We start from the raw sequence: 26,043 nt of genomic DNA on the forward strand, positions 1-26,043 counted from the left end.
GACCCCGCAACTATTTTTCGTCATGGGCGATCCTCGCGCTCAGGTGGTCGTGCGCATGCTTGAGCTCGTATTCGACGGTACGCAGCGAAACGCCGAGCCGCCTCGCCACCTCGGGCTGGGTGAGCCCTTCCATGTGCACCAGCACGACGACCTCGCGCCGCCGCGCGGGCATGCGGTCGAGCAGCCTGACGACCGCGTCGAGCTGCGAGCGCGCCTCGGCGATGCGGTCCGGGCCGGGCGCCGTGTCGGCGAGCTCCAGCAGTGCATCGATCTCGTCGAACGGCAGGTTGCGGCTCTGGCGGCGCTGGATGTCGAGCGCGATGTTGTACGCCATCCGCACGAGGTAGCCTCCCGGGCGCTGGATCGGCCCGTCCGCCGTGCCGCCCTGGTCGTTCACGCGAAGCCAGGTGTCGTGCAGCGCGTCCTCGGCCAGGTCGGCATTGCGCAGCGCCCGCCCCAGCTGACGCTTGAGGGCGTCGTAGTGGCGGGACAGATAGTCCATCAGCAGGGGGCGTGCGTCTTCGGCCATGGCATCAATTCGCGGGGTCGCGGCAGCCGGGGTCGCCGCCGGACTCGGCCGGGCGCACCAGCAGCGTCAGCGGCTGGGGCATGCCGGGCGGCGGCGCCTCGGCCAGGCGCACCGCCTCGAGCGCGCGCAGCATGGCCGCGTCCCGCGCGGCGTCGCCGCTGGAGCCGAGCAGCCGCGGCCGCTGCAGCCGGCCCGTGGCGTCGACCTCGAAGCGCAGCAGCGAGCGGTAGGCGCCCGGCCGCGTGCGCGGGTCGTCGCACAAGGCCTGCCAGACCCGCGTCTGCACCAGGCCCGGATAGCCCGCGAGGTTCCCGAGGTTGGCGGCGCGCGGCGGTGGCGCGGCGGCCGGTTCCGCCGGCTTCAGCGCGAGCGTCGGGCCCGAGCCCGTGTGCACCTGCTCTGCGACCAGGCCCGTGCCTTCGAGCAGCAGGCGCAGCGCGGCATCGGGCGCGTAGCGGCCGCGCACCGCCGAAGAGGTGCGACCCGCCAGGATCTCGCTGCGAAAGAGTGCGGGCTGCCGCGTCAGCGCTGCATAGCGCTTGAGCGCATCAGCCAGCGGCAGGGCCGGCAGGTCGAATGCGATGGCGGCATCGTCCGGCGTCTGTTCGGCCGCGGGCGGCAGCGACGGGTCTGCTACGGGCGGCTCAGCCGCGCAGGCCGATGCGGCCGCGCGGCACAGCACCAGCCCGCAGAGCGGCAGGAGAGGAAATCGGGTCGGCAAGGAGCGCGCGCCATTCGGGAAACTTGCATGCTGTCACCGGCATGTGACGGGCGCGTTGCAAACCATCGCATTAGCGCGCGGCTGTTGGTTTTCACCGGGCTTGGAATTTTCTCCACTGAGAATGGAACTCCGATTCCGGTGCCAGTCGTTAGGGGCGCCCCCCAAAAGCGTCGATCATGGAATACAGATGGTGCAGTTCACATTGCCTGTCAGGCTGACCTTCAAGTAGATCGATTTCATGCCGAACTCGATGGAACTCTGGTTCCGTGCGGATTTTTCCGCGATCAAGCACCTTGGCAAGTCGTCGTTCCTCGTTCGCCATGAACTCAGGATATGCGTGCTCGGTCGCCGCGAACCACAAGCTTTTGCGACAGCTGGCCGCCATTCTTCCGGAAAGTCCGGAAGCGAATCCAGCATCTCTCGCCAACCTTGTTCCAATCCCGCAGCCACCTGCGAGGGGGTCGGTTTGGGAGTTCCTTCGCGAACTGTGGCGACGAAGCCTCGCACTCCGGCACATACTTGGTAAATCGCCTCTGATGTCTTGCCCGGAATCTCCTTTAATGCCAGGCCGAACAGCTCATAAGTGGCACAAAGCTCGTCTACTTTTGACATGGTGCGAACGCCCCTTTTTTGGCTGCAACCAGCCCTAACCGTCAACCTCGACAATCGTGAGCCCAGATGGACCAAGCTCACTGCGTTGGCTCTCGGGCGGTGAGAACTTCTCGGGCCTTGCCCTCGATCGCATCGAAGATCTCAGGCGCGACCTCATCGGCATAGCGCTTTCGCTTGTTATTCGAGATCGCACCGCCGTTGTTCAGCGCAATCGACACCAGCGTCGCCAGCGTCGAACCACGCAGCTCGTACTGGTCATTGATTTGTTTGCGCACCGCGTCGAAATGAACGATGAAGTTCGTCTCACTGCGCAGCTCCACCTCCAGTGCTTCGCGCGCCATGCTCAAGCCGAACTCCACACAGCGAGTGGCATCCCAGAATCGAAAGATCGTGTCGTCACACTTGAAGGTGAATTCGAAGTCTCCCTCGCCGGCCGCCCTGGCGTTGACCAGCGCGCGCGCCGGACGGGAGAAGTCCTGCAGGACGCTCAGATACTGTGGCTCGTGGCGCTTCATGGCCACAGAAACCGGAAGGAGCATGCCGTCGGGCAATTGGCCGGACTGGCATAGGACCTTGTGAAAGAGAAAGCGGGAGAGACGTCCGTTCCCATCCATGAATGGGTGCAAGAAGACAAAACCGAAAGAGGCAATGCTGGCGGCCATTAGCGGATCCAGACGCTTCGCGGTGTCGTTGGCGAAACGTGACCAGGCATCCATCAGTTCCGGCAGATCATCAGGCCGCGGAGGCACAAAGGTCACGCCCAGCGCACCGCGGCCACCATCGCTCAGCCAGTTCTGCTCCGTCCGGTATTGAACTGCCTTGTTGTAAGGGTTGGAGACGATCGAGGTCTGCAACTCCACCAGATACTGCTCGTCGAGGGCACGCGGCTCGTGCGCCTGGCGCAGCAGGCCGATGAATGTGCGCGCCTTGTCTTCCGACGGCGCCTCGTTCTCGATCGCGTAGCTGTCTTGGGTCTCATGCAGATACGCCCAAGTCAACGTGCGATCGAGTAATTCGCGGTTGAGCGAGGAAACGAATTCGCGAGTGGCCGCCAGCACATCAAAGTCCAACAACTCCTTGATCGCCGGCGTGCGCTCCACTGTGACGCAGTAATCCCAGGTCCCGAGACCGTTGAAGTTGACTCGCCATCGAGAGTCGCGGTCGGTCCCGCCTGTGTAGTAACGACGTGGGTCGAACAAGTCAACATAGCCCGCGGTGATGACCGGCTGGGCCACCACTTGGTTGCCGTTGAAGTGTTCCCACGCGCTGCAGAGCATTCGCACGTACTGTCCATTCGGAGTCGCGGCAAGCGCCGCGGCCAGATCGGCGCCGGCGAGGTGCTTGGATGCGCCTGCAAGCACCTGCAGGTTCACTCCCTCGTGCTTGAGGGCAAAGAGCAAGTGCGCCACCAGGTCGCCGTCGGCCGGCGCCAGGGCGCCCGGCACGCCAAGGGCTTCAGCCGATGACATGATGCGCGTGACCGGTTTGACCAAAGCGGGTCGGCGCACTTCGAAGATGGGCAGGTCCAGGCTTGACCGCACGTATTCGTAGCCCACGTAGGCCATTTTTTCCTAAGTGTTACAAGTTTTTTTGCATTTTAAGGCCTGAATCCCAGATTTTAGCCATTCTCCGGCGCTCGGCCCAGGGCCTCGTCGGCTGGCGATCTGGCGAACCATCTTGAGTGGGACGACGGTTCAAAGCCGAGAGATTCATCGGCCCGAAAGTGTTGAATCCAAAGGCGGTCGAGGTCCAACCCTCACTGAGAATCCGCAGCGGCGCCCGAGCCGATCTCCTCGCGGATGCGCGCCACGGTCTCGAGCAGCCGCGGCGCCACCTTGGCGATCATCATGTCGCGCGGCAGCAGGTAGGCCGGCCCGCCGCAACTGAAGGCGAAGCGCTCGCCCTGCGGCCCGCGCACCGCGAAGCCGAGCGCATGGATGTGCGGATTCCATTCGCCGAACGAACTGCAGTAGCCGAGGCGCGCGTGCTCCTCGAGCCCCGCGGCAAGGCGCGGCGCAAGCGCGGCCCAGCCCTCGCCGCTGGCCAGCCGGATGCGCTCGAGCATGGCATCGCGCTCGGGCGGATCGAGGCTCGCCAGGTAGGCCCGCCCCGAGGCCGAGGTGGCGATCGTCATGCGCGAGCCGATCTCGATGCGCGAAGTGATCAGGGCGGTGCGCGGCCGCAGCGAATCGATGATGAGGATGTCGAGGTCGTCGCGCACGCCCATGTGCACGCTGGCGCCCGCGAACTCCGACAGCGCGACCAGGTGCGGGCGCACCGCCGCGCGCAGGTCGAAGTGGCGCAAGTAGCGGTTGCTCAGGTCGAGCAGCGCGGGCCCCAGCGCGAAGCGGTCGGTGTCTGCGGCCTGGCGCAGGTAGCCGGCCGAGACCAGCGTCGCCGTAAGCCGCGAGACGGTGGCTTTCGGAATGCCTGTCGCATCAGCCAGTTCGCGGTTGCTCAGCGGGCCCGCCGCGTCGCCCACCACACGCAGCAGCGCGAGCCCGCGCGCCAGCGCCGCCACCTCGGCGCCGCCGCCCGATTCCAGTCGTTCATTCATTTTTCAAAACACCGTTTCATTTTTCTGTTGACCTTGCGTCGCAACTCGATCATATTTCGGAACGTTGTTCCATTAAAGAGAGACAAGCCATGCACACGATGCACCAGCCCACGCGGCGACACCTGATGCTTTCCGCCGGCCTCACGGTCGCGGCGCTCGCCGTTCCGCTGCGCGCCGCGGCCCGCGACTTCCCGGCCGGCCCGGTCAAGATCATCATCCCGTTCGCGCCCGGCGGGCCGACCGACACGGTGGGCCGGCTTATCGGCCAGAAGCTGCAGGAGATCTGGGGCCAGCCGGTGATCATCGACTACAAGCCCGGGGCGGGCACCGCGATCGGGGCCGATTTCGTCGCCAAGTCGGCGCCCGACGGGCTGACGATCGGCATGGTGAATTCGTCGTTCGCGGTCAATCCGTCGCTGCGCCGGAACCTGCCCTACGACACGGTCAAGGACCTGGCCGGCATCACGCAGATCGCCAACCTCGAACTCGCGATCGTCGCGCGGCCCGACACCCCGTTCAACAACGTGCGCGAACTGGTCGCCTACGCGAAGAAGAACCCCGGCAAGCTCACCTACGGCACGCCCGGCGCGGGCAGCACCACGCACCTGGGCGCCGAACTGCTCAAGCGCGAGGCCGGCTTCGACATGCTGCATGCGCCGTTCAAGGGCAGTGCACCGGCCCACACCGAGCTGATGGGCGGGCGCATCGACCTGGTGTTCGATCCGCTGCTCTCGGTGCTGCCTTACGTGAAGGCCGGCCGCATGAAGATGATCGCCACGCTCGGCGAGCAGCGCGTGCCGGGCTTCGACTACCCGACCGTCGCGGAAACGCTGCCGGGCTTCCACGTCAACGCGCTGCTCGGCTTCGTGGCGCCGCGCGCCACGCCCGCGGCGGCCGTGCAGAAGATGCAGCAGGACATCGCCCGCGTGCTCAACGCGCCCGACATGCGCAAGCGCATCGAAGAACAAGGCATGACGGTGGTCGCCTCGACCTCGGCCCAGTTCGATGCCTTCGTGCAGTCCGAGATGAAGCGCTGGGCCAAGACCATCGCCGATGCCGGCATCCAGGCCGAATAGTCCCCTCCTCCGAAGAACGTCATCCGAACTCCATGACACTGCAACTCAAGCCCCTTCACCCGGTCTTCGCCGCCGAGGCCAGCGGCATCGACATCGCCCGCCCGCTCGGCCAGTCGGAGATCGACGACATCCGCGCCGCCATGGACGAATACGCCGTGCTGGTTTGGCGCGACTGCCCGCTCTCGGGCCAACAGCAGCTCGACTTCGCGAAGGCCTTCGGCCCGCTCGACCTCGGGCTCAAGAAGGTGTTCCGCCGGCCCGAGCGACTCGAGGACGAGCGGCTGATCGACATCTCCAACGTCGACGCCGAAGGCAACGTGGCGCGCCGCGATTCGCCGAAGAACCTGTCGAACTTTGCCAACCAGCTGTGGCACAGCGACAGCTCGTTCCAGAACCCGCGCGCCGCCTACTCGATGCTGCATGCGCTGGTGCTGCCGAGCTGGGGCGGCACCACCGAGTTCGCCGACCTGCGCGCGGCCTACGACACGCTGCCCGAGCGCACCCAGCGCGAGATCGCGGATCTGCGCGCCGAGCACTACGCGCTGCACACGCGGCTGCTGCTCGGCGACGATGCCTACACCGACGCGCAGAAGAAGGCGATCCCGCCGGCCGTCTGGCCGCTGGTGGAAACGCATCCGGGCTCGGGCCGCAAGCTGCTCTTCGTGGGCGTTCATGCGCGCGAGATCGTCGGCTGGCCCATCGCCGAAGGCCGCATCTACCTGCTGGACCTGCTCGAGCATGCGACCCAGCGCGAGCGCGTCTACAGCCACGAATGGCGCGTCGGCGACCTCGTGATGTGGGACAACCGCAGCACGCTGCACCGCGGTCGGCGCTACGACATCGCCGAGCGCCGCGAACTGCGCCGCACGACGACAGAAGACGTGCCGTCGACGGTGCCTGCCGCCGCCTGAAGGCCGGCCGGCCGCCGTGCGGTGGGCGGTGGAACCGTTTCTAGCTGATCGACATAACTCGGACAAGCCAGTCAGGGTTATTGCGTATAGAAACGTTTCCACAACATGCCGCACACTGCGGCCATGTTCGCTGCCGCACTCTTTTCTTTTTCTCTTCTCCTTTCCGCATCGTCGGCGCAGCAGGCGGTGCGCGCATGAAGGCCAAGGTCACCATCCGCGAGGTCGCGCGGGCCGCGGGCGTAGCGATCGGCACCGCCTCGCGCGCGCTCAACCGCACCGGGCGCGTGAGCGAGCAGGCGATCGCGGCGGTCACCAAGGCGGCGCGCGATCTCGGCTACACCCCCGACGCGGTGGCGCAGAGCATGCGCACGCGCTCCACCGGCGTGGTCGGGCTCATCGTGTCCGACCTCGCCAATCCGCTCTACGCACGGATCATCACGGCCGTCGAGTCGCGCCTGTTGACGGCGGGCTACACGCTGCTGGTGGCGAGCACGCACAACGACGGAGAGCGCGAGAAGGTGCTGATCGATCTGTTCCGGCGCCGCCGCGTTGACGGGTTGATCCTCGGCCCCTGCCATGCCGAGACGCCGGCCTACCTCGACCTGCTCGCGGCCGACGGCCCGGTGGTGGCGCTCGACCGCGACTTCCAGGGCGAGAACGCGGGCGTGCACGTCGACCACTACCACGGCGCGCTGCAGGCCACGCGCTACCTGCTGAACCTGGGCCACACGCGCATCGCGCTGCTGACGCCGGGCAGCGTGCTGCGCCCCGGGCGAGAGCGCATCGCGGGCTACCGCGACGCCTTTGCCGAACGCGGCCTGCAGCCTGACCCGAAGCTGATCCGGGCCGAGAAGTCGGCGATGGACTTCGCCTTCAGCGAGGCGCTCGCGCTGCTCGGCGCGCCTGCTTCGCCCACCGCCTTTTTGTGCCTGGGCACGCGCATCCTCTCGGGCGTGCTGCAGGCGCTGCGCCATGCGGGCCGCGTGGTGCCCGACGACGTGAGCGTGGTCAGCATCGGCGACACCGACCTGTCGCAGCTGTTCAGCCCGGCCATCACCTCGCTGACCTGGGACCTCGAGGCGGTCGGCACGGCCGTGGCCGAACTGCTGCTGCGCCGCCTCGACAGCACGGCGCCGCTCGAGCAGGAGCGCATCCTGCTGACCACGCAGATGGTGCTGCGCGAATCGTGCGGGCCCGCTGCGAAGCCCGCGGCTCGCGCCAAGACCTCGGCTACCGCACGGAAAGCCGGCGCGACATGACGACCGAGCAGCGCCTGCACGGCAAGGTGGCGATCGTGGTCGGCGCCGGCTCGATCGGCGAGGGCATCAGCAACGGTGCGGCCGCGGCCCTCACCTTCGCGCGCGAAGGCGCGAAGGTGGTCTGCGCCGACCGGTCGCCAGAGACCGCGGCGGCCACGGTGCGACTGGTGCGCGACGGCGGCGGCATCGCGGAGCCTTTCGAGGCCGACGTGCGCAGCAGCGCGCAGATCGCGGCCATGGTGCGCCACTGCATCGAGCGCTTCGGCCGCATCGACGTGCTGCACCACAACGTGGGCGTGGAGGAATTCGGCGAACTGCTCGAAGTGACCGAGGACTCCTGGGACCGCGTGCATGCGATCAACCTCAAGGGCCCGATGCTCACGGCGCGCGAGGTGGTGCCGCACATGATCCGCCAGGGCGGCGGCTCGATCATCAACATCTCGTCGATCGCGAGCCGCAAGTGGAGCCCGATGCAGTTCCTGTCGTACAGCACCTCGAAGGCGGCGCTCAACCACATGACGCGCGTGGTGGCGCGGCAGTACGCGCAGCACCAGGTGCGCTGCAACGTGATCGTGCCGGGGCTGATCGACACGCCGCATGCCGCGGCCTTGTTCGAGGGCGACGAAGCGGCGCGCGCCGGCCGCGAGATGCGCAACGCGCGCTGCCCCATGGGCCGCCAGGGCTCGGCCTGGGACGTGGCGAATGCGGCGCTCTACCTCGCCTGCGACGAATCGAGCTACGTCACCGGCCTCGAGCTGGTGGTCGACGGCGGGCTGTCGCTCTAGGTCCCATCACATCTACAACAAGGAGACATCACCATGCGCAAGATCTGGATTGCAGCGGCGCTCGCGGGCCTGGCGCTCGCGGCGCGGGCCGAGACGCCCTCGGACTATCCCTCACGGCCGATCCGCTTCGTGCTGATCTCGGCCGCGGGCAGCGGCGGCGACACGCTCGGGCGGCTGCTCGCCGACAAGATGGCGCCGCTCGTCAAGGGCGTGTTCGTGATGGACAACAAGCCCGGCGCGAGCGGCGCGATCGCGACCGACTTGGTCGCCAAGGCGCCGCCCGACGGCTACACGATCGGCATCGGCGGCGCGACCACGCACGTGCTGCTGCCCGCGAGCAATCCCAAGCTCTCGTACGACTCGGTGAAGGACTTCGCGCCGATCGGCCAGGTCGGCACCGCGTCGATCTTGCTCATTGCGACCAACGACTTCCCGGCCAACAACGCCAAGGAACTGGTCGCGCTCTCGAAGAAGGCGCCCGGAAGCGTGCAGTACGCGAGCTGGGGCATCGCGTCGACCGGCCATTTCTGCGGCGAGCTGTTCAACCTGCGCACCCAGGCGCAGATGAGCCACATCCCCTACAAGTCAGTGGTGCAGATCCAGACCGACATGCTGGGCGGCCACGTCAAGCTGGCCTACGTCGACATGGCCTCGGGCACGCCGATGGTCAAGTCGGGCAAGGTGAAGGCGATCACCGCCTGCACCTCGCGCTCGCCGAGCCTGCCCGAGGTGTCGAGCTACGACGACGAGGGCATCGACTTCGCGGGCAAGCACATGGGCGCGCTGCGCTGGGCGCTGTACGCACCCGCGGGCACGCCGAAGCCGATCGTCGCCAAGCTCTCGGCGGCGCTCAAGCAGGTGGTCGAGATGCCCGACGTGAAGGCGCGGCTGCTCGACCTCGGCATCACCGCGGCCTACGTGGGCGGCGACGAGTTGCGCAGCATGACGGCAGCCGACATCGAAGGCTGGAAGCAGATCGCCAAGGCGGCGAACATCAGCAATGAATGAGGGCGCGGCGCTCCGGCTGCTGGACGGGCGCGTGGCGCTGGTCACGGGCGCATCACGCGCGCGCGGCATCGGGCTCGCGACCGCGCGGCTCTTCGCGCAGCACGGCGCCCGCGTGGCGCTGCTCGACCTCGACGAGGGCGAGGCCGGGGCGGCCGCGCATTCGATCGGCGCGGCGCACATCGGCATCGGCTGCGATGTGCGCGATGCCGAGGCCTGCGCGGCGGCGGTGGCGCGCGTGCTGCAGTGGGCGGGCCGCATCGACGTGCTCGTGAACAACGCCGCGGTCACGCAGAAGCGCGCGGTGCTCGACGTGACGGCCGACGATTTCGACACGGTCGTGTCGATCGCGCTGCGCGGCACGCTGCAGATGTCGCAGTGCGTGATTCCGGCGATGCGCGCGCAGCGCAGCGGCTCGATCGTCTGCATCTCGTCGATGTCGGCGCAACAGGGCGGCGGCGTGTTCGGCGGCAGCCACTACTGCGCCGCCAAGGCGGGCGTGCTGGGCCTGATGCGCGCCATGGCGCGCGAACTCGGCCCCGACGGCGTGCGCGCGAACGCGGTGACGCCCGGGCTGGTGATGACCGACTTCTCGCGCGGCGCGACCTCCGACGAGCGCAAGCACGAGTTGGGCAAGGGCTTTCCGCTCGGGCGCGTCGGCACGCCCGAGGACATCGCGGGTGCGTGCCTCTACCTGGCCTCGGACCTGTCGTCGTTCATGACCGGGGCCACACTCGACGTCAACGGCGGCGCCTACATGCGCTGACCGGCGCGCACGCTTTCAAGGATCGACTTCATCATGAGCAAACTTTTCGGCAGCGTGCGCCAGGTCGGCTACGTCGTCAGCGACATCGAGCAAGCGATGGCCCATTGGTCGCGCACGCTGGGCGTGGGCCCCTGGTTCTACAAGGAAGACGTCGGCACGACCGAGTTCAACTACTACGGCAAGCCGTCGCGGCTGCCGAAGCTCTCGATCGCGTTGGCCAATTCCGGCGACCTGCAGATCGAACTGATCCAGCAGCGCGACGATGCGCCCTCGCTCTACCTCGACTCGCTGCGGCGCGGCGGCGAAGGCGCGCAGCACCTCGCCTGGTGGACCGACGACGGCTTCGACGATGCCGTGCGGCAGCTGCTGTCGATGGGCTACGTCGAGGGCCACAGCGGGCGCATGGGCGCACGCGGGCGCTTCGCGTACTTCGTGCATCCGGCGCTGCCGAGCGGCATGTTCGAGATCTCGGAGATGGCCGGCGGCAAGGGCGACTACTTTCGCGAGATCCGGCGCGCGGCCGAGGGCTGGGACGGCCGCACCGAGCCGATCCGCCGCATTGGCGCACCCATTTCCAATCCTTGAGGAGAACACCACGTGGAGACCCCAGCCATGCTGCAGGCGGCAAGAATCAAGACCGTGCGCGACCACATGGCGCTCGAATGCACCCAGGAGTGGGATGCGGTGATCGCCACCTTCGCGCACCCGCGCTACGAGATGCACGGCAGCGGCGCGGTGTTCGACGGCGAGGCAGAAGTGCGCGGCTATTTCGAGAGCTCGCGCACGCCCTTCCCCGACCTCGCCAACGAGATCATCGCGATCGCGGCGGACCACGACACGGTGCTGGTCGAGTTCTGGCTCAGCGGCACGCACCTGGGGCCGCTGCAGGCCGAGGGCAAGGTGTACGAGGCCACGGGCCGCCGCTTTCGCATCCGCATGGCCGCGAGCTTCGAGTTCGCGCCGGGCTCCGACAAGATCGTGTGCGAGAGGCCCTACTCGGCCGCCGATGCGAAGCTGCGCGCGCTCGGGCTCGAATGAGCCGCGTGCGCCCGCCTACAGCGCCACCCAGTTCGGCGTGGCGGTGAGTGCGCGGAAGAACGGCGCAACGGCGGCCGGCGCGATGTCGTAGGGCGATTGCGAGGGATCGAGGCCGTGCCGCCGGGCAACGGCCCGCATGCGCTCGTCCCAGCGCAGCAGCGCCATGGACCATTCGGGAAACGCACGCACTGCAATGAAGGTGCGGTCGAGCACGACCGGCGCCTGGTGGCGCAGGTCGACCTGGATCCTTGCGTACAGCGCCTCGAGCGCCGCATTGTCGCCCTCGAGGTACTGCAGGTACACGCCGTCGAGCAGGCCCAGCGCACCGGTGATGCCCGCTTTTTTATTGTCGGTGCGCGAAATCTCGAGGATGTCGGCCAGGTCGGCGGCACGGAAGGCGATGGCCTTGCTGGCATAGATGAGGCGGGCGAGCATCGGAGGTCGGCGGCAGATCAGAAGAGGATCACCCATTCGCCGCGCAGGTACCGGTACTGGTAGCTGGGGCCCGAGAAGCTGGTGCTGCGGCTGTAGCCGGCACTGAAGCGGAACACCTGCGAGCCCCGCACCGGGCTTTGCAGGTTGATGTCCAAAAGCCGCGTCGGCTGGCTCACGTCGTGGTTGATCTTCTCGTTGCCGAGGCCCGCGGTGACGGCGGCCGTCCAGCCCTGGAAACGGTAGCGCCAGCCCACCGCGAGCATCGCCTCGCTGTAGCTCTTGGGGTTGAAGTAGGCGCGATCGACGTCCTCGTGCGTGCTGCGGTAGGTGCGATAGCGCGCCTGCAGCGTCAGGCCCAGGTCGAGCGAGGGCTGGTAGATCACGCGGAAGCGGCCGAGGTCGCGCCGGTTGCCGTCCGAGAAGTACTGCTGCCCGAGCAGGCCCACCAGCGTGACATGGCTGCCGATGCCCTGGTCGACGGCCACGCCGACGATCGAGAAGTCGACGCCGCGGTCGAGCGCGCGGGGCGTCTCGACCCAGTCGCGGTTCACGATGAATTCGACCGCGGTGCTCTTCGTGGGCGAAATGCGGTAGCTGCCGTCGAGCGTGAGCAGCGTGTGCCCGCCCTGGCGGAACAGACCGGCCTCGATCACGCCGCCGTCGGCGGTGCGGGTCTCGACCGAGCGCGCGAGGAACGAGACCTTCTGCCCGTTCCTGCGCCAGTTGTCCTGCCGGTACTGGTATTCGCCGAGCCGGAAGCCCAGGTAGCGGTCGGCATGCGCGAAGGCCGGGAAGAATTCGGCCGACACGCGGCGCGACTGGAAGTTGTCGCTGTCGTGGGTCAGGTACACCTCGCTGCCATAGGCCATGCCCGAGCGCTCACCGGCGGGCTTCGGCGCCTCCTCGGCCCAGCTGGGCGCGGCCAGTGCCATGCAGAAACCCGACAAGGCGCCGGCCACGACGCGTGCGACGCCGGTCATTTCGTTCCCCACGATTTGGGCTTTCTCAAAAGTTCGTCCAGGTAGCCCAGGGCGCTCGCGGGTTGCAGCAAAAAGCTGTAGAGCAGCACGTAGATGAAGAACCCCCCAAAATTCCGCCGCACCACGAGGCCCGTGCTCCTGAACATCCGGCGCTCGATCGAGAACATCAGGAAGCTCAGTGCGAAGGCGGCGGGCAGCAGCGCCAGCGTCATCGGCCCGACGATCCAGTAGTAGCCGAACAGCGCGAACACCACGCCGGGGATGAAGCCGATGGTGAATGCCACGTCGAGCCATGGGAAGAACACGTTCCAGTAGATGAAGAAGGTCGAGAGCCGCGGCTGCAGCAGGATGCCGGGGTGCTGCACGAAAGCTTCGGCCATGCCGCGCGCCCAGCGCTGGCGCTGCTTGACGAGCTGCCCGACCGTGGTGGGCACGTTGGTGAACAGGCAGGCGTCCTCGCAGTGGCCGATGCGGTAGCCGGCCTTGAGCAGCGCCCAGGTGAGCACGATGTCCTCGCCCACGCACTCGGGCCAGCCGCCCACCTCGGCCAGCGCGGCGCGGTCGTAGATCGAGAAGGCACCTTGCGCCACCAGCGTGCCCTGGAACAGCGACTGCACGCGCTTGATCGAGGCGATGCCGTGGAAGTAGTCCCATTCCTGGCAGCGCGTGAGCCAGTTGAGCCGCGAGTTGCGCACCAGGATCTTGCCCGCCACCGCGCGGGTGTTGGGCGGGTCGGCGCGGTAGCGCTCGACGATGTTGACCAGTGCGCCGCGGTAGAGGAACGAGTCCGCATCGACCGTGATGACGAGGTCGTGGCGCACTGCCTTGAAGCCGATGTTCAGCGCGCGTGCCTTGCCGCCGTTCTGTTGCAGGTCGACGAAGGTGAGCCACGGAAAGCGCGCCTCGGCGGCGCGCACCACCTGCGCGGTGCCGTCCTTCGAACCGTCGTTGATGACGATGACCTGCAACTCGCCGGGGTAGCCCTGCCGGTCGATGCTGACGAGCGTTTCCTCGATCGAGGCTTCCTCGTTGTAGGCCGCCACCAGGATCGAGATCGGCGGATAGGCCGTGAGCGGCCGGCGCACGGGCCGGCGGTCGAGCATCAGGCTGATCGCGAGGAACGCATTCATGAAGCCCGGGATCACGGCGATGCCGTAGACCAGGAACACCGCGACCACGATGCCGACGTACTGCCGCAGGTCGGCCAGCCAGTGGGCCGCCGCCCAGATGGAGAAAGCCGCCCAGGCGCTGGCGCCTGCCAGTGCGATGAAGAATTTGGCGACGACGGGCAGGTAGAGCCTCGATCGTGGCCTGCCGTGATGCGCGTCGGTCATGGTGTCCTCGTGAGCACGAGAATGTAACGCCATCGCCGATTTTTAAGGCATTTGTTTACACTTCCAAGCCTAACTCCGTGGTATGCGTGCCACGTTGCGCAGCCTCATCGATCAGGGCCTCTTGCACCAATCAGATCGCGCACGGCAATGGCCAGGACGAAAAGCGCTAAGCCGGCGGCGGTCAGGGTTGCCGCCGTGTAGAAGCCGATCAGGCCCCAATAAAGGACAGGCTGCTCGACGGCAACGATCTCAGGTCCTTTGCGGTTGTTGAGCACCCCGGTGCGCACGCTTTCCACCACTTCGGTGGCTCCAATAAGGCAACCCCAGCCGATCAAGGCCGCGACGACGAGGGCTGCCATCGACTGTAGCCATGACCGTCGGTGGCTCGGGGCATTCGGACGGCCCGTCACGTTCGCAATGCGTTGCCACAGATCAGCCGATTCCCGTAGGAATGCCGCACCGTCACCTCATGTGTTCCCCACCCCGTGTCCTTGATGCCAGGACGCGCATGGCCGTACTGCTTGGCTGTCAGCCCGGCATGCAAGCTAGCGATCCCGAATGCGCAGGACACACCGCCGCAGCCGCCCCTGTGGTGTTCAGCCAAGTGCTGCACACGGCCGGCGTGCGACACGAGGTACGGTGGCAGCGCAGGCCCAAAGCGATGTTGCTCCATTGGCGTTGTTTCCTTTTGGTTGTCCCGCTCCAAAGCCTAGCATCAGCGGCTGGGATTGATCACCGTAGACAGTTGTTGCAGTAGTTGTTCGCGAGCACGAATGCCGGCGTTTGGGGATCGCGCTCTTTTGTCCTGAATCAGGTGGGCGAACACCAGGGACTGCGCACCATTCGTGGCCCAGCCCACGTACCAGCCATACGCTTGATCCGCCCGGTATCGGTTGTCTCTTCCCGGTGAGCCGGTGCCAGTTTTCCCGTGAACGCTCCAGCCATCCCAGTGCCGGCTCTCCAGGGTGATACGCGCGGTCATCTTCAATGCGTGAGCGCTTATTGGAAGCTGGCTGTTGACGAGCTTTCGCAGGAACGCGACCTGCTCAGCGGGTGAGATCTGCAGCGACGACATCACCCAAACGCCGTTGCTTCCCGGATTCAGAACCGAAACTGCCGTTACGTCGGCATTGCCATAGCCGAAGGATTTCACGTATCTCTCGAAGCGGGCCTGCCCCAACTCCTTCACCACCTGCTGCGAGTACCAAAACACGGAATTTTCAATCCATGTGGTCGGGTTGATGTCCCGCCTCCAGGCGTCTCCAGCCCAGTCCGGGTATCCAGTACGGTACGGCCACGACGGCTTTTCCGCCTCCACCAGGATCCCAGAGTCAAATCCCATCGCGCTGATCGCGAGCTTGAACGTCGACGCAGGCGTTACACGCGTGTCGCAGCCTGTGCCGCTCCTGACGACTGGGTTGCCGGTCACCGCGTCCACAATCAGGGTACACATTGGGCTGGCGGATGACGTGAATGTTGCGAGCAGCACAAGCGGGGTGAGAACGGTTACTACAGCTGTGCGCATTTTCGAACCCAAAACATCAGGAGCGGGAGTTTCGCTCAACGGGCAGCTTCGAGCACCGAACACTCGAGGACCTCAGCGTCTGCTTTCGGCGCCCAGCTACTTCTGCTTTGGGCGAGGGCCCACAGGTCGATGCAAAGGCGCGACGCACGCGTGGATCCAATGGCTTGAAATCGAGACTTGCGAAAGTTCAACGGCGCGCTACGCGAAAGTCGGATGGGGCCAGCGGCGCAATTGGAGGATGGTTTCCGGGGGTCAGACACCAAGGTTCGTTGGCGTTCCGCCGTATTTGCCAGCTTTGTCACGGAAGGATTGCGCGCTCAGTGACGAGGAACGCGGTGATCTCGCCGAGGAAGGTCTTCGCATGCGCCATCGTGTCGCGGCCCGCCGGCGAGGCGAAGGCGGCCTGCAGCGTGGCCGCGTCCTCGAACCACAGCTCGACGATGCCGTCGATCGGCAGGTCGTCGCGGCTGCAGGGTTGCCCCTTCGTGCGCTCGCGTGCCACGACGGTGTTCTGCCGGTAGCCGCTCACGCCGGGCATCCTGCGCACCAGCTCGCCGTGGCGCTGCCATTCGCGGCGGAAGGTCGCTTCGTCGAGACCCGGCAGCCGCTCGAGGATCGACATGCGCTTGAGCAACCGCGCGCGCACGGCCGGCGCGGGCGGCGCAATCACCACCGCGGTCTGCGCGCCCACGATGTGCAGGTCGCCGAGAAAGTGCTGCTCGTCGGCCACGAGCCGGGCCGCGGTCTCGCCTTCGGCGAACGGGCGCGCGGCGTTGCTCGCATCGTCGAGCCACAGTTGCGAGAAGCCGTCGAAATCCCACGGCCCGCGCGGAAAGTCGATGCCGCGCTGGAGCCGCTCGACGACCGTGTTCTGCCAATAGGCGCGCAGGCCCGGCACGCGCGCGGCCAGCGGGCCGTGGCGGTCGCGCCAGTGGGCATCGAAGTCTTCCTGCGTCCAGTCCGCCTTCTTGCGGATCAGCCCCATTCGCACGTTCATGGGTTCGGCCTTTGGTTCGTTGGAGATGCCGCATCGGCGGCGGCGGCTGCGGCGCGGGCGCGCGCAAGGCCGGGCGCGCGCTTGGCGAGCCAGACGCCATGGCGCTCGGGCCAGCGCCGGAATTCGGGGTCGAGCCCGAGCGCCGCGGCCGCGTGGTGCGCCCAGTACGGATCGAACAGCGCCTCGCGCCCGAGCGCGACCAGGTCGGCCTGGCCCTGCTGCAGCACCGCCTCGGCCTGCTGCGCGTCCACGATCATGCCGACCGCCTGGGTCTTCACGCCCGCATCGCGCCGGATGCGCGCCGAGAACGGCACCTGGAAGCCAAGCCCGCGCGGCACCGGCAGCGCGCGCGTTTCCTCGGTGAGGCCGCCCGAGGAGCAGTCGATGACGTCGACGCCGAGCGCCGCCAGTTCGCGCGCGAGCACCACCGAATCGTCGAGCGACCAGCCGCCCTCGCTGCCATCGACCGCCGAGAGCCGGCAGAACAGCGGCTTGTGCGCCGGCCACGCCGCGCGCACGCGCCGCGCGGTCTCGAGCGCGAGCTTCATGCGGCCCGCGAGGCTGCCGCCCCATTCGTCGGTGCGCTGGTTCGAATTCGGCGAGAGGAAGCTCGCGACGAGGTAGCCATGCCCGAAATGCAGCTCGACCACGTCGAATCCGGCCTGCTCGGCGCGCGCGGCCGCGTCGACGAAACGGGCGATGGCTTCCTCGATGGCGCGCGCGTCCATCGCCACGGGCGCCGACCAGCCGGGGCCGGCCGGCAGCGCGCTGGGCCCGAGCCGTTGCCAGGGTTCGGCATCGCCTTGCAACTGCGCCTCGCCGAGCGCGGCGCCGCCCTCCCAGAGTGGCTGGCTGCCGGCCTTGCGCCCGGCGTGCGCAAGCTGCACCCCGATCGCGCCGCCATTCGCATGGACGAAATCGACCACCGCCTTGAGCGGCGCGATGTGGCCGTCGTTCCAGAGCCCGAGGTCGGCGGTGCCGATGCGGCCGCGCGGATCGACCGCCGTGCTTTCGGTCAGGATCAGCCCGGCGCCGCCGAGCGCGAACTTGCCGAGGTGCACCAGGTGCCAGGCCGTGGCCCGCCCGGCCTCGGCCGCGTGCTGGCACATGGGCGAGATGACGACGCGGTTGCGGAGCGCCAGCCCGCGCAGCTGCAGCGGCTGGAACAGCAGCGGTGCGGCCGGCGTCACTGGCCCTCCAGCGCCTTCCACATCTCGATGTCGCGCTCGGCGGTCCAGATGCGCGGGTCGGCGTACTGCGTGGCTTCGTCGTAGCAGCGCGTCACGTCGAAGGGCATGCAGTGGTCGAAGATGACCCAGTGGCCGTACTTGGGCTTGAGCGCGGCATAGGTGTCCTTGTAGACGGCGTTCAGGTCCTTGCCGGCCGCGACGCCCTGCTGCACGCTCGCATACACGTCGGCGATGAAGCTGCGCGTCTCCTGCAGGCCCTTGGCCACGTCGGCGGGCGTGGTAAGCGCCGCGCCGCGGCCCGGCACCAGCGCCGCAGGCTTGAGCGCCGCGAGGTTGTCTAGCGTCTGCGGCCAGTCCTTGAAGTACGCGTCGCCCGCATAGGGCGTGGCGCCGAACTCCACCAGGTCGCCCGACAGCAGTGCACGCTCCTCGGGCAGCCAGACGACCGTGTCGCCCTTGGTGTGGCCGCGGCCCAGCTGCAGCAGCTGCACTTCGAGCTTGCCCAGCCACAGCGTCATCTTGCCGGTGAAGGTCATCGTCGGCCAGGTCATGCCGGGCGGCACCGTCTCGACGTTGCTGAACAGGCGCGGGAAACGGCCGATCTCGCTGGCCTTGTCCTGTTCGCCGCGCTCGACGATGAGGTCGTAGGTGTCCTGGCTCGCGATGACCTGTTGCGCGCCGTAGGCGCTCGCGCCGAGCACGCGCACCGCGTGGTAGTGCGTGAGCACCACGTATCGGATGGGCTTGTCGGTCACTTCGCGGATGCGCCGGATCACGTCGGCCGCCATCGCGGGCGTGGCCTGGGTGTCGGCCACCAGCACGCAGTCGTCGCCGATCACGATGCCGGTGTTGGGGTCGCCCTCAGCCGTGTAGGCCCAGGCGTGTTCGGAGATCTGGCTGAAGGTGACCTTCTTCTCCTCCATGTCGGCCTGGCTGGCGAACTTCTTGGTTTCGGTGGTCATGAATGGGGCTCCTGTGGGTGTCTGGTGGGATGCGGGTCAGTGCGCGCCGAGGTAGGCCGCCTTGACCTTGGGGTCGTTGAGCAGCACGCAGCCCGAGCCTTCGAGCGTGATGCGCCCGGTCTCGAGCACGTAGGCCCGGTCGGCCACGCCGAGCGCCTGCCGGGCCATCTGCTCGACGAGCAGGATGGTCAGGCCGGACTCGCGCAGCTGGCGGATCGCCGCGAAGATGTCCTTGATGATCAGCGGCGCGAGCCCCAGCGACGGCTCGTCGAGCAGCAGCAGCCGCGGCTCGCTCATGAGCGCGCGTGCGATCGCGAGCATCTGCTGCTCGCCGCCCGAGAGCGTGCCCGACAGCTGGTGCTGCCGCTCGCGCAGCCGCGGGAAGCGGTCGAACTCGCGCTCGATCGCGGCCTCGACCGCGGCCGGATCGCGCCGGCGCGTATAGGCGCCGAGCAGCAGGTTCTCGCGCACGGTCTGGTCGGCGAAGACGCCGCGGCCCTCGGGCGACATCGCCACGCCGAGGCCCACGCGCCGGTGCGCCGGCACGCGCGTGCAGTCCTGGCCGTCGATGAGGATGCGGCCACCGGCCACGGGCTCGAGGCCGACGATGCTCTTGAGCAGCGTGCTCTTGCCCGCGCCGTTGGCGCCGATGATCGTGACCACCTCGCCGGCGCGCACTTCGAGGCTCACGCCCTTGACGGCTTCGATCGCGCCGTACGAGACCTTGACGGATTCGAGTTTCAACATGGGCGCTTCCTCAGGCCACGACCGCCGGGGCCGGCTCGGTCTCGTCGTCCACGCCGAGGTAGGCCTCGACGACGCGCGGGTTGCATTGCACTTCGGCCGGCTTGCCCTCGGCGATCTTGATGCCGTAGTCGAGCACGATCACATGGTCCGAGACCGACATCACGAGGTCCATGTGGTGCTCGACCATCAGGATGCTCACGCCGCAGCGGCCGATGCGCAGCAGCAGCTGGCCGAGTTCGGCGGTCTCCTGCGGATTGAGGCCGGCCGCGGGCTCGTCGAGCAGCAGCAGCTGCGGCTCGGTCGCCAGCGCGCGCGCGAGTTCGACGCGCCGCTGCAGGCCGTACGGCAGGCTGCCGGCCGGCTGGTGCGCGAGCGGCGCGAGGTCGACCAGTTCGAGCAGCTGCAGCGCGCGTTCGCGCGTCGCGGTTTCCTGCCTTCTCGCGCCCGGCAGGGCGACGAGCGACGAGAGAAAACCGTTCGCCATGCGGCTGTGGCGGCCGAGCATCACGTTGTCGAGCACCGAAAGGTCGGCGAACAGGCGCAGGTTCTGGAAGGTGCGCCCCATGCCCATGCTGCAGATCGCATGCGCGGGGCGCCCGGCGATCTCCTCGCCGAGGAAGCGGATCGAGCCCGCGGTCGGCACGACCACGCCGGTCAGCATGTTGATCATGGTGCTCTTGCCCGCGCCGTTGGGGCCGATCAGCGCATGGATGTGGCCGCGCTGGAGCCGGAACGACACGTCCTGCGCCGGCTTCACGCCGCCATAGGCCTTGGTCACACCCTCGACCACCAGCAGGTCGCCGTGCGCATCGGGCCCGATGCGCGTGGCTGCATGCGCCGGGCGATTCGATGCCGCGGCGGCCCTGCCCTTCGGGCGCCACCGGAACCACGGCGCCAGCACGCCGGTCACGCCGCCGGGCATCACGTAGAGCGCGAACAACAACAAGAAGCCATAGAGGAAATGCTGCGCCGAGGGCCAGCGCGAGAGCATCGCGTCGACGGCCGTGAGGACGACCGTGCCCACCAGCGGCCCGTACATCGAGCCCGCGCCGCCGAACAGCACCAGCAGCAGGATGAAGATCGACAGGTGGAAGGTGATGAAGTCGGAATTGATGTATTGGTTTTGCTGCGCCACCAGCGCGCCTGCGATGCCGCAGGTGACGGCCGCGACCACGAAGGCCATGACCTTGGCGCGGTAGACACGCACGCCCACCGACGACGACGCGATCTCGTCGGCCTGAAGCGAGAGAAGCGCGCGCCCGAAGCGGCCCTGCAGCAGGTTGCGCAGCAGCAGGTGCGCGAGCGCGCACAGCACCACCGCGAACCAGACCCACTGCAGCGTCGTGAGCGGCTGGCCGTTCCAGGTGATCGGCCGGATGCCGTAGATGCCCTGCGCGCCGCCGAACACCTCGGTCCATTCGCCGACGAGCTTCTCGACCACGATGCCGAAGGCGAGCGTCACCATCGCGAGGTACGGGCCCTTGACGCGCAGCGACGGCAGCGCGATCAGCACGCCGCAGACGCCCGAGATCACCGCCGCCGCGACGAGCGCGAGCCACGGGCTCATCTCGGTGCGCGTGGTCAGCAGCGCGACCGCATAGGCGCCGGCCGCGAAGAGCCCCGCCTGACCGAGCGACTTCTGGCCCGCATAGCCGACCAGCACGTTCATGCCCGCCGCGCACAGGTAGTAGACGCACATCATGAAGACGATGCGCAGGTAATAGTCGTTGCCGAACAGCGAGGTGGCGCCGATCACGCCGGCCACCACCAGCGCCACGCCGGCAAGATGCTGGGCCTGCTTCATACCTTTTCCACCATCGGCTTGCCGAACAGGCCCGTGGGCCGGAACGCGAGCACCAGGATGACGAGCGCGAACACCGCCACCTCGCGCCACTGCGCCTGCCAGAGGTTGACCAGCGACTCGATCACGCCGAGCGCGAAGCCCCCGATCACGCAGCCGCGCGGATTGCTCAGCCCGCCGATCATCGCGCCCGAGAAACCCTTGAGCCCGACGGTGAGCCCCATGAAGAGCGAGGCCTGCGCGATCGGCGCGAGCAGGAAGCCCGACAGTCCCGCGAGCGCTGAACTGACGACGAAGGCGCCGATCATCACCGCGTTGGTGTTGATGCCCATCAGGCTCGCGACGTTGCCATTGGCCGCGACCGCGCGCATGGCCTTGCCGATCATCGTGCGGTTCATGACGCGGTCGAACACGATCATGATCACCACCGCGACGGCGAGCGTGAGCAGCTCCTGCGGCCGCACGCCGATGCCCAGGAACCGGATCACGCCGTCGCCCACCGGCCCCGGCACCACCACCGGCTTGGGCCCCCAGATCGCGAGCCCGATGCTCTGCAGGATCACGCCGAAGCCCAGCGTGCTCATGACCCACGCCATGCCGGGGCGGCCCGCGAACGGCCGCACGCCCACCAGGTACAGCAGCCAGCCGAGCAGCCCCATGACCACCAGCGCCGCCACCAGCGCGAGCAGCTGCGCGCCGGCGCCGGGCAGCGCCGAGCCGAAGGTGGTGGAGCCGATCGGCAGCCCCAGCACCAGGAACAGCGCGCTCATGCCGACGAAGGCGCCCGCGGACACGAACTCCCCGTGCGAGAAGTTCAGCGTCTTGGTGGTAGTGAAGGTGATGCTGAAACCCAGCGCCACCAGCGCGTAGGCACCGCCCACGGACAGGCCGCTGAGGATGGCCTGCAAGAGTGCCTCTGCCATGTTGCCTCCGAGATGGTTGGCGCGGCCCGCCCGGCGGGCGCGCTGCGGTTGCTGCTGTGCTTACTGCTTGAAGTCGGCCGCCGAGAGCGCGCCGATGATCGGGTCGGTATAGGACAGCAGCTTGCCGTCCTTCCAGCGGATCCACACCAGGTCCTTGGCGGTGAGCGCCTCGTGGTTGGTCTTGCTGAAGGGCTTGTCGTAGGTCTTGAGCACGCCCTGCACCGGCGCCTTCAGGTCTTCGAGCGCGAGGCGCACCGCCGAGCCCTCGATGCTGTTGGCCTGCTTCGCGGCCGCGGCGTACAGCATGACCGAGTCGTAGCCGTGCAGCGCGAACGAGAACGAGCCGGGCGCCTTGAGCTTCGAACCGATGCGCTCGAACAGCTTCTGCTGCGCCGGGGTGCGCGTCTCGCTGACGGTGCGCATGAAGATCGGCTTCTCGGCCAGCGCCTTGCCCGCCGCGTCGTAGAAGGTGATGTTGTCCGCCGCCCACGAGGTCAGCACCAGCGGGAAGTAGTTGATCTTCTCCATGCTGCGCACCAGCTGCGCGATCGGCGTGCCCTGCGCCCAGACCACGACCGTGTCGACGTTGGCCGACTTCATCTTGCCGAGCTGCGAGGTCATGTCGGTGTCGCCGACGCCGAAGCGCTCGGTCGCGGCCACCTTGATGCCCTGGAGCTTGGCGATCTCCTCCATGTCCTTCAGGCCGCCCTGGCCGTAGCCCGTGGTCTCGGCCATGAGGCCGACCACCTTCGACTGCGCGGTGTTCTTCTTCACGTAGGCCATCAGCGCCGCGACCTGCTCGCGGTCGACCATCGAGACGCGGAACATGTAGTTGTCGGCGCCGGCACTCATGGGCTTGGTGATGTCCGTGCCCGAACCCACGTTGCCGATGACCGGGATATTCTTCTGGTTGGCGATGTGCTTCCAGGCCATGGCGTTGCCCGAGTTGGTCGGGCCGAACACGGCCGCGACCTTCTCGTTGTCGACCAGTTCGCTCATGTTCTGGATCGACTTGGGCGGCGCCGAGGTGTCGTCACGCGTGACCAGCGCGAGCTTCCGGCCGAGCACGCCGCCCGCGGCATTGATGTCGGCGATCGCCGCCTCCATGCCGAGCACCGCGGCCTGGCCGCTCTGCGCCGAGGGCGAAGCGGACAGGTCGCCGTTGTAGCCCAGCTTGATGTCTTGCGCGCTGGCCGCCGCAGCGGCAACGAGCCCGGCGGCGAGCACCGCACGCTGGAAGAACTTGGGAATGCGCATGGCTGTGTCTCCTTGTGGTTTTTGAGGATCAGGAAGCGAGGAAGCCGCCGTCCACGGGCAGCGTCACGCCGGTCACGTAGCTGGCCATTTCCGACGCGAGGAACACGACCGGGCCGACGAGCTCTTCGGGCTGGCCCACGCGCGCCATCGGCGTGCGCTGCATGAACCGGTCGAGCCGCTCGGGCGCTTCGCGCGTGTAGGAGGTCATCGGCGTGTCGATCACGCCGGGCGCGATCGCGTTGACGCGGATGCCGTCCTTCGCGAGCTCGACCGCGAGCGCCTGCGTCATGAGCTTGACCGCGCCCTTCGAGGGCGAATAGCCCACCGCGTTGGGAATGCCGGCGCTCGAGGCGATCGACGCCACGTTGATGACCACGCCCTTGCTTCGGCGCAGCGCTTCGAGCCACGCCTGCAGCGGATGGAAGCTGCCCATCACGTTCACGTCGAGCGTGCGCGCGAGGTTGGCGGCCGCCTCGGGGCTGTCGAGCCCTTCGCGGATGATGATGCCGGCGTTGTTGACGAGCACGTCGATCGCGCCCACCTCGGCGGCCACCGTGCGCGCGAGCGCGCGGCAGGCCTCGGGCGAGGTCACGTCGAGCTGGTACGCGAAGGCCCTGGCGCCCGCGGCCTCGATCTCGGCCGCAACGGCGCTTGCGTTGTCCTCGTTCAGGTCCGTCACCACCACGCGCGCGCCGGCCGCGGCGAGCCCCATGGCGATGGCCCGGCCGTTGCCCTGCCCTGCGCCGGTGACGAGTGCGGTGCGGCCGCCGAGCACGTGCGGTGCGATCTGTTCGGAAATGTTCATGGGTGCGAAATCCTTGCGGGCTGCGGTTGCTGCAGCTGGCCCGCGAGCGTCTGGCCGACGATGTAGCCGAAGGTGAGCGCGGGGCCCAGCGTGATGCCGGCGCCCGGGTAGTTGCCGCCCATGATGCTGGCGGCGTCGTTGCCGACCGCATAGAGCCCCGCGACCGGCGCGCCGGCCTGCGTGAGCACCTGACAGGCGGCATTGGTCGCGAGCCCTGCGAAGGTGCCGATCTCGCCGACCACGATCTTGATCGCGTAGTAGGGCCCCTGCTGGATCGGCGCCATGCAGGGGTTGGGCGCGACCAGCGAATCGCCCTGGAAGCGGTTGTAGGCCGTGCTGCCCTTGGCGAACTTGGTGTCGGTGCCCTGGGCCGCATCGCGGTTGAAGCACTCGACCTCTTCCTGCAGCGCGGCGTGCGGCACGCCGATGGCGCGCGCGAGTTCCGCCAGCGTCTGCCCGCGCTTCAGGTAGCCGCTGCGCAGGTGCCGGCCGATCGGCAGCGGGAACGGCGCCACGCAGCCCATGCCGTACTGGCGCAGGTGCTTGTGGTCGCAAACGAGCCAGCAGCTCACCTCGGCCGCGCCCGCGCAGGCCTTCACGAGGTGCTGCACGAAGTCGTGGTACGAGAGCGCTTCGTTGGTGAAACGGCGGCCGTTCTGCGTCACCGCGATCACGCCGGGCTTGGCGCGGTCGATGAAGTGCGGCATGACGCCTTCGGAGCCGTCCTTGCGCCGCGTGACCGACGTGGGGCACCAAGCCGCCGCGTTCGGGATCGTGGCGTCGACCCAGCCGCCGACCGATTCGCCGAGGCGCAGCCCGTCGCCGGTGTTGAGCGCGGGCGACGGCGTGTAGTGCTCGCGGCCGGTGGGCGCATGGGGGAACAGCGCCTTGCGGCGTTCGACGTCATAAGGAAAGCCGCCGCAAGCCAGCACCACGCCGCGGCGCGCGCGCACCTCGACCGGCCGGCCCTCGCGCAGCACGGTGGCGCCGACCACCGCGTCGCCTTCGACGATCAGCCGCTCCACGGGCGCATCGAGCCACACCGGAATGCCCAGGTCCATGCCGGCCTTCGCGAGCCGGCCCGCGAGTGCGTTGCCATTGGTCAGCGTCATGCCGCGGCCATGCCGCAGCACGTCGAGCAGGTGGCCGCCGAAGCGCTTGGCCACATACCAGAACGACTCGAGCGACTTGAACGCGCGCAGGAAGTGCCAGAGCTCCTTGCCCGAGCCCAACATCATTCCGAACACGGTCAGCTCGGGCACCGGCGGCGCGAGCTGCTTCACACGGGCGCCGAGCTCGCGCGCATCGAAGGGGCGGGTGACCATCGACCGGCCCGCCTGCTGGCCGCCCGGCGCTTCGGCGTGGTAGTCGGGAAAGACCGGCGGCATGTCGAACTGCACGCAGGTCTTGTCGGTGAAGAAATCGATCGCCTCCGGCCCGTGCGCGAGGAAGGCGTCGACCCGCGCCGCATCGAAATGCGTGGTCGCTTCGTGCTGCAGGTAGGCGCGCGCGGCGCCCAGCGCCTCGTGGATGCCCTGCTCCCTTGCGAGCCGCGTGCCCGGAATCCACAGCCAGCCGCCCGAGCGCGCGGTGGTGCCGCCGTAGACCGGCGCCTTGTCGACCACCAGCACCTTGAGCCCGTGGTGCGCCGCCGTGACCGCGGCCGACATGCCCGACGCACCGGTGCCGACCACCAGCACGTCGTACGCTGCTTGCTGCTCACTCATTGACCATCTCTCCTTGCCATGCGGATCGCACCTGGCGATCCATCATCGTTAGTATGGTGCTAACGCATCTTGTTCTATCTAATGATTTACCCTGAACTAAC

General features: G+C 68.0%; 28 protein-coding genes. 8 read left to right on the forward strand and 20 right to left on the reverse strand.

From position 1 onward, the window contains the following. Positions 1-10: 10 nt before the first annotated feature. The 5 genes from AC3A6G_RS13305 to AC3A6G_RS13325 all read right to left on the reverse strand — a co-directional run bounded on the left by AC3A6G_RS13305 (position 11) and on the right by AC3A6G_RS13325 (position 4,419). Positions 11-529: an RNA polymerase sigma factor gene (locus AC3A6G_RS13305; protein ID WP_487864767.1), complete on the reverse strand. Its 519-nt coding sequence runs from the start codon at positions 527-529 to the stop codon at positions 11-13. 4 nt (positions 530-533) lie between these two features. Continuing rightward, positions 534-1,250 (reverse strand): secretin and TonB N-terminal domain-containing protein, encoded by a 717-nt coding sequence (locus AC3A6G_RS13310; protein WP_487873856.1) that lies wholly within the window; start codon positions 1,248-1,250, stop codon positions 534-536. A gap of 174 nt (positions 1,251-1,424) precedes the next feature. After that, positions 1,425-1,862: a hypothetical protein gene (locus tag AC3A6G_RS13315; RefSeq protein WP_487873857.1), complete on the reverse strand. Its 438-nt coding sequence runs from the start codon at positions 1,860-1,862 to the stop codon at positions 1,425-1,427. Positions 1,863-1,939: 77 nt separating this feature from the next. After that, entirely contained in the window at positions 1,940-3,427 is a 1,488-nt protein-coding gene (locus AC3A6G_RS13320; RefSeq protein WP_487873858.1) for a Fic family protein, read from the reverse strand. Positions 3,428-3,618: 191 nt separating this feature from the next. Further along, positions 3,619-4,419, reverse strand: a complete 801-nt coding sequence (locus AC3A6G_RS13325) for an IclR family transcriptional regulator (protein WP_487873859.1) — start codon at positions 4,417-4,419, stop codon at positions 3,619-3,621. An 89-nt stretch (positions 4,420-4,508) separates the two neighbouring features. Here AC3A6G_RS13325 and AC3A6G_RS13330 point away from each other — a divergent pair, with 89 nt between their 5' ends. The 8 genes from AC3A6G_RS13330 to AC3A6G_RS13365 all read left to right on the forward strand — a co-directional run bounded on the left by AC3A6G_RS13330 (position 4,509) and on the right by AC3A6G_RS13365 (position 11,259). Further along, positions 4,509-5,495 (forward strand): tripartite tricarboxylate transporter substrate binding protein, encoded by a 987-nt coding sequence (locus AC3A6G_RS13330; protein WP_487873860.1) that lies wholly within the window; start codon positions 4,509-4,511, stop codon positions 5,493-5,495. A gap of 32 nt (positions 5,496-5,527) precedes the next feature. Next, positions 5,528-6,406 (forward strand): TauD/TfdA dioxygenase family protein, encoded by an 879-nt coding sequence (locus AC3A6G_RS13335; protein ID WP_487860436.1) that lies wholly within the window; start codon positions 5,528-5,530, stop codon positions 6,404-6,406. A gap of 194 nt (positions 6,407-6,600) precedes the next feature. Further along, entirely contained in the window at positions 6,601-7,665 is a 1,065-nt protein-coding gene (locus AC3A6G_RS13340) for a LacI family DNA-binding transcriptional regulator (protein WP_487873861.1), read from the forward strand. Continuing rightward, positions 7,662-8,450 carry an SDR family NAD(P)-dependent oxidoreductase gene (locus AC3A6G_RS13345; protein ID WP_487873862.1) on the forward strand — a complete coding sequence of 263 codons (789 nt, stop codon included), beginning with the start codon at positions 7,662-7,664 and terminating at the stop codon, positions 8,448-8,450. The genes AC3A6G_RS13340 and AC3A6G_RS13345 overlap by 4 nt, the downstream gene beginning before the upstream one ends. Positions 8,451-8,483: 33 nt before the next feature. After that, positions 8,484-9,458: a Bug family tripartite tricarboxylate transporter substrate binding protein gene (locus AC3A6G_RS13350; protein ID WP_487873863.1), complete on the forward strand. Its 975-nt coding sequence runs from the start codon at positions 8,484-8,486 to the stop codon at positions 9,456-9,458. Continuing rightward, entirely contained in the window at positions 9,451-10,221 is a 771-nt protein-coding gene (locus tag AC3A6G_RS13355) for an SDR family NAD(P)-dependent oxidoreductase (protein ID WP_487873864.1), read from the forward strand. The genes AC3A6G_RS13350 and AC3A6G_RS13355 overlap by 8 nt, the downstream gene beginning before the upstream one ends. Positions 10,222-10,254: 33 nt before the next feature. Beyond that, positions 10,255-10,806 (forward strand): VOC family protein, encoded by a 552-nt coding sequence (locus AC3A6G_RS13360; RefSeq protein WP_487873865.1) that lies wholly within the window; start codon positions 10,255-10,257, stop codon positions 10,804-10,806. Between the two features lie 12 nt (positions 10,807-10,818). Then, complete coding sequence (locus AC3A6G_RS13365) at positions 10,819-11,259, forward strand: ester cyclase (protein ID WP_487860430.1); 441 nt, start codon at positions 10,819-10,821, stop codon at positions 11,257-11,259. Between the two features lie 15 nt (positions 11,260-11,274). Here AC3A6G_RS13365 and AC3A6G_RS13370 read toward each other — a convergent pair whose 3' ends face one another. From AC3A6G_RS13370 to AC3A6G_RS13440, 15 genes are all read right to left on the reverse strand, one after another. Continuing rightward, positions 11,275-11,694: a BLUF domain-containing protein gene (locus AC3A6G_RS13370; protein WP_487873866.1), complete on the reverse strand. Its 420-nt coding sequence runs from the start codon at positions 11,692-11,694 to the stop codon at positions 11,275-11,277. Between the two features lie 17 nt (positions 11,695-11,711). Continuing rightward, a complete protein-coding gene (locus tag AC3A6G_RS13375) occupies positions 11,712-12,674 on the reverse strand; it encodes a hypothetical protein (RefSeq protein WP_487860428.1) in 963 nt (320 codons plus the stop codon). After that, positions 12,671-14,008 carry a glycosyltransferase family 2 protein gene (locus tag AC3A6G_RS13380; protein WP_487864781.1) on the reverse strand — a complete coding sequence of 446 codons (1,338 nt, stop codon included), beginning with the start codon at positions 14,006-14,008 and terminating at the stop codon, positions 12,671-12,673. The genes AC3A6G_RS13375 and AC3A6G_RS13380 overlap by 4 nt, the downstream gene beginning before the upstream one ends. A gap of 104 nt (positions 14,009-14,112) precedes the next feature. After that, positions 14,113-14,367, reverse strand: coding sequence for a hypothetical protein (locus AC3A6G_RS13385; RefSeq protein ID WP_487873867.1), 255 nt, complete (start codon positions 14,365-14,367; stop codon positions 14,113-14,115). 47 nt (positions 14,368-14,414) lie between these two features. Then, a complete protein-coding gene (locus AC3A6G_RS13390) occupies positions 14,415-14,681 on the reverse strand; it encodes a glyoxalase superfamily protein (protein WP_487873868.1) in 267 nt (88 codons plus the stop codon). Positions 14,682-14,723: 42 nt separating this feature from the next. Beyond that, positions 14,724-15,533, reverse strand: a complete 810-nt coding sequence (gene blaOXA / locus AC3A6G_RS13395) for a class D beta-lactamase (protein ID WP_487874004.1) — start codon at positions 15,531-15,533, stop codon at positions 14,724-14,726. Positions 15,534-15,831: 298 nt separating this feature from the next. Continuing rightward, the gene (locus AC3A6G_RS13400) at positions 15,832-16,530 is read right to left on the reverse strand and encodes an EthD domain-containing protein (RefSeq protein WP_487873869.1); all 699 of its coding nucleotides are present in this window, start codon (positions 16,528-16,530) and stop codon (positions 15,832-15,834) included. Next, positions 16,527-17,720 (reverse strand): NADH:flavin oxidoreductase/NADH oxidase, encoded by a 1,194-nt coding sequence (locus AC3A6G_RS13405; RefSeq protein ID WP_487873870.1) that lies wholly within the window; start codon positions 17,718-17,720, stop codon positions 16,527-16,529. The genes AC3A6G_RS13400 and AC3A6G_RS13405 overlap by 4 nt, the downstream gene beginning before the upstream one ends. Beyond that, entirely contained in the window at positions 17,717-18,682 is a 966-nt protein-coding gene (locus tag AC3A6G_RS13410) for an MBL fold metallo-hydrolase (protein ID WP_487873871.1), read from the reverse strand. Before AC3A6G_RS13410 ends, AC3A6G_RS13405 begins: the two co-directional genes overlap by 4 nt. A 36-nt stretch (positions 18,683-18,718) precedes the next feature. Beyond that, the gene (locus AC3A6G_RS13415) at positions 18,719-19,429 is read right to left on the reverse strand and encodes an ABC transporter ATP-binding protein (RefSeq protein WP_487873872.1); all 711 of its coding nucleotides are present in this window, start codon (positions 19,427-19,429) and stop codon (positions 18,719-18,721) included. Positions 19,430-19,439: 10 nt separating this feature from the next. Next, the gene (locus AC3A6G_RS13420) at positions 19,440-21,233 is read right to left on the reverse strand and encodes a branched-chain amino acid ABC transporter ATP-binding protein/permease (protein ID WP_487873873.1); all 1,794 of its coding nucleotides are present in this window, start codon (positions 21,231-21,233) and stop codon (positions 19,440-19,442) included. Next, on the reverse strand, positions 21,230-22,153 hold the full coding sequence (locus AC3A6G_RS13425; protein ID WP_487860419.1) for a branched-chain amino acid ABC transporter permease: 924 nt from the start codon (positions 22,151-22,153) through the stop codon (positions 21,230-21,232). The genes AC3A6G_RS13420 and AC3A6G_RS13425 overlap by 4 nt, the downstream gene beginning before the upstream one ends. A 60-nt stretch (positions 22,154-22,213) precedes the next feature. Next, the gene (locus tag AC3A6G_RS13430; RefSeq protein WP_487873874.1) at positions 22,214-23,410 is read right to left on the reverse strand and encodes an ABC transporter substrate-binding protein; all 1,197 of its coding nucleotides are present in this window, start codon (positions 23,408-23,410) and stop codon (positions 22,214-22,216) included. A gap of 28 nt (positions 23,411-23,438) precedes the next feature. Beyond that, complete coding sequence (locus AC3A6G_RS13435; protein WP_487873875.1) at positions 23,439-24,215, reverse strand: SDR family NAD(P)-dependent oxidoreductase; 777 nt, start codon at positions 24,213-24,215, stop codon at positions 23,439-23,441. Then, complete coding sequence (locus AC3A6G_RS13440) at positions 24,212-25,942, reverse strand: FAD-dependent oxidoreductase (RefSeq protein WP_487873876.1); 1,731 nt, start codon at positions 25,940-25,942, stop codon at positions 24,212-24,214. The genes AC3A6G_RS13435 and AC3A6G_RS13440 overlap by 4 nt, the downstream gene beginning before the upstream one ends. Positions 25,943-26,043 lie beyond the last annotated feature (101 nt).

The sequence above is a fragment of the Variovorax sp. Soil_C_26 genome (assembly GCF_057657075.1).

Bases quoted from the DNA above. Each gene is read 5' to 3' on its own strand.
- AC3A6G_RS13315 (WP_487873857.1), bottom strand. From the start codon at position 1,862: ATGTCAAAAGTAGACGAGCTTTGTGCCACTTATGAGCTGTTCGGCCTG.
- AC3A6G_RS13335 (WP_487860436.1), top strand. From the start codon at position 5,528: ATGACACTGCAACTCAAGCCCCTTCACCCGGTCTTCGCCGCCGAGGCC.
- AC3A6G_RS13390 (WP_487873868.1), bottom strand. From the start codon at position 14,681: ATGGAGCAACATCGCTTTGGGCCTGCGCTGCCACCGTACCTCGTGTCG.
- AC3A6G_RS13425 (WP_487860419.1), bottom strand. From the start codon at position 22,153: ATGGCAGAGGCACTCTTGCAGGCCATCCTCAGCGGCCTGTCCGTGGGC.
- AC3A6G_RS13415 (WP_487873872.1), bottom strand. From the start codon at position 19,429: ATGTTGAAACTCGAATCCGTCAAGGTCTCGTACGGCGCGATCGAAGCC.
- blaOXA (WP_487874004.1), bottom strand. From the start codon at position 15,533: ATGCGCACAGCTGTAGTAACCGTTCTCACCCCGCTTGTGCTGCTCGCA.
- AC3A6G_RS13440 (WP_487873876.1), bottom strand. From the start codon at position 25,942: ATGAGTGAGCAGCAAGCAGCGTACGACGTGCTGGTGGTCGGCACCGGT.
- AC3A6G_RS13410 (WP_487873871.1), bottom strand. From the start codon at position 18,682: ATGACCACCGAAACCAAGAAGTTCGCCAGCCAGGCCGACATGGAGGAG.
- AC3A6G_RS13305 (WP_487864767.1), bottom strand. From the start codon at position 529: ATGGCCGAAGACGCACGCCCCCTGCTGATGGACTATCTGTCCCGCCAC.
- AC3A6G_RS13325 (WP_487873859.1), bottom strand. From the start codon at position 4,419: ATGAATGAACGACTGGAATCGGGCGGCGGCGCCGAGGTGGCGGCGCTG.
- AC3A6G_RS13355 (WP_487873864.1), top strand. From the start codon at position 9,451: ATGAATGAGGGCGCGGCGCTCCGGCTGCTGGACGGGCGCGTGGCGCTG.
- AC3A6G_RS13420 (WP_487873873.1), bottom strand. From the start codon at position 21,233: ATGAAGCAGGCCCAGCATCTTGCCGGCGTGGCGCTGGTGGTGGCCGGC.
- AC3A6G_RS13435 (WP_487873875.1), bottom strand. From the start codon at position 24,215: ATGAACATTTCCGAACAGATCGCACCGCACGTGCTCGGCGGCCGCACC.
- AC3A6G_RS13350 (WP_487873863.1), top strand. From the start codon at position 8,484: ATGCGCAAGATCTGGATTGCAGCGGCGCTCGCGGGCCTGGCGCTCGCG.
- AC3A6G_RS13320 (WP_487873858.1), bottom strand. From the start codon at position 3,427: ATGGCCTACGTGGGCTACGAATACGTGCGGTCAAGCCTGGACCTGCCC.
- AC3A6G_RS13370 (WP_487873866.1), bottom strand. From the start codon at position 11,694: ATGCTCGCCCGCCTCATCTATGCCAGCAAGGCCATCGCCTTCCGTGCC.
- AC3A6G_RS13340 (WP_487873861.1), top strand. From the start codon at position 6,601: ATGAAGGCCAAGGTCACCATCCGCGAGGTCGCGCGGGCCGCGGGCGTA.
- AC3A6G_RS13375 (WP_487860428.1), bottom strand. From the start codon at position 12,674: ATGACCGGCGTCGCACGCGTCGTGGCCGGCGCCTTGTCGGGTTTCTGC.
- AC3A6G_RS13345 (WP_487873862.1), top strand. From the start codon at position 7,662: ATGACGACCGAGCAGCGCCTGCACGGCAAGGTGGCGATCGTGGTCGGC.
- AC3A6G_RS13430 (WP_487873874.1), bottom strand. From the start codon at position 23,410: ATGCGCATTCCCAAGTTCTTCCAGCGTGCGGTGCTCGCCGCCGGGCTC.
- AC3A6G_RS13380 (WP_487864781.1), bottom strand. From the start codon at position 14,008: ATGACCGACGCGCATCACGGCAGGCCACGATCGAGGCTCTACCTGCCC.
- AC3A6G_RS13360 (WP_487873865.1), top strand. From the start codon at position 10,255: ATGAGCAAACTTTTCGGCAGCGTGCGCCAGGTCGGCTACGTCGTCAGC.
- AC3A6G_RS13400 (WP_487873869.1), bottom strand. From the start codon at position 16,530: ATGAACGTGCGAATGGGGCTGATCCGCAAGAAGGCGGACTGGACGCAG.
- AC3A6G_RS13330 (WP_487873860.1), top strand. From the start codon at position 4,509: ATGCACACGATGCACCAGCCCACGCGGCGACACCTGATGCTTTCCGCC.
- AC3A6G_RS13385 (WP_487873867.1), bottom strand. From the start codon at position 14,367: ATGGCAGCCCTCGTCGTCGCGGCCTTGATCGGCTGGGGTTGCCTTATT.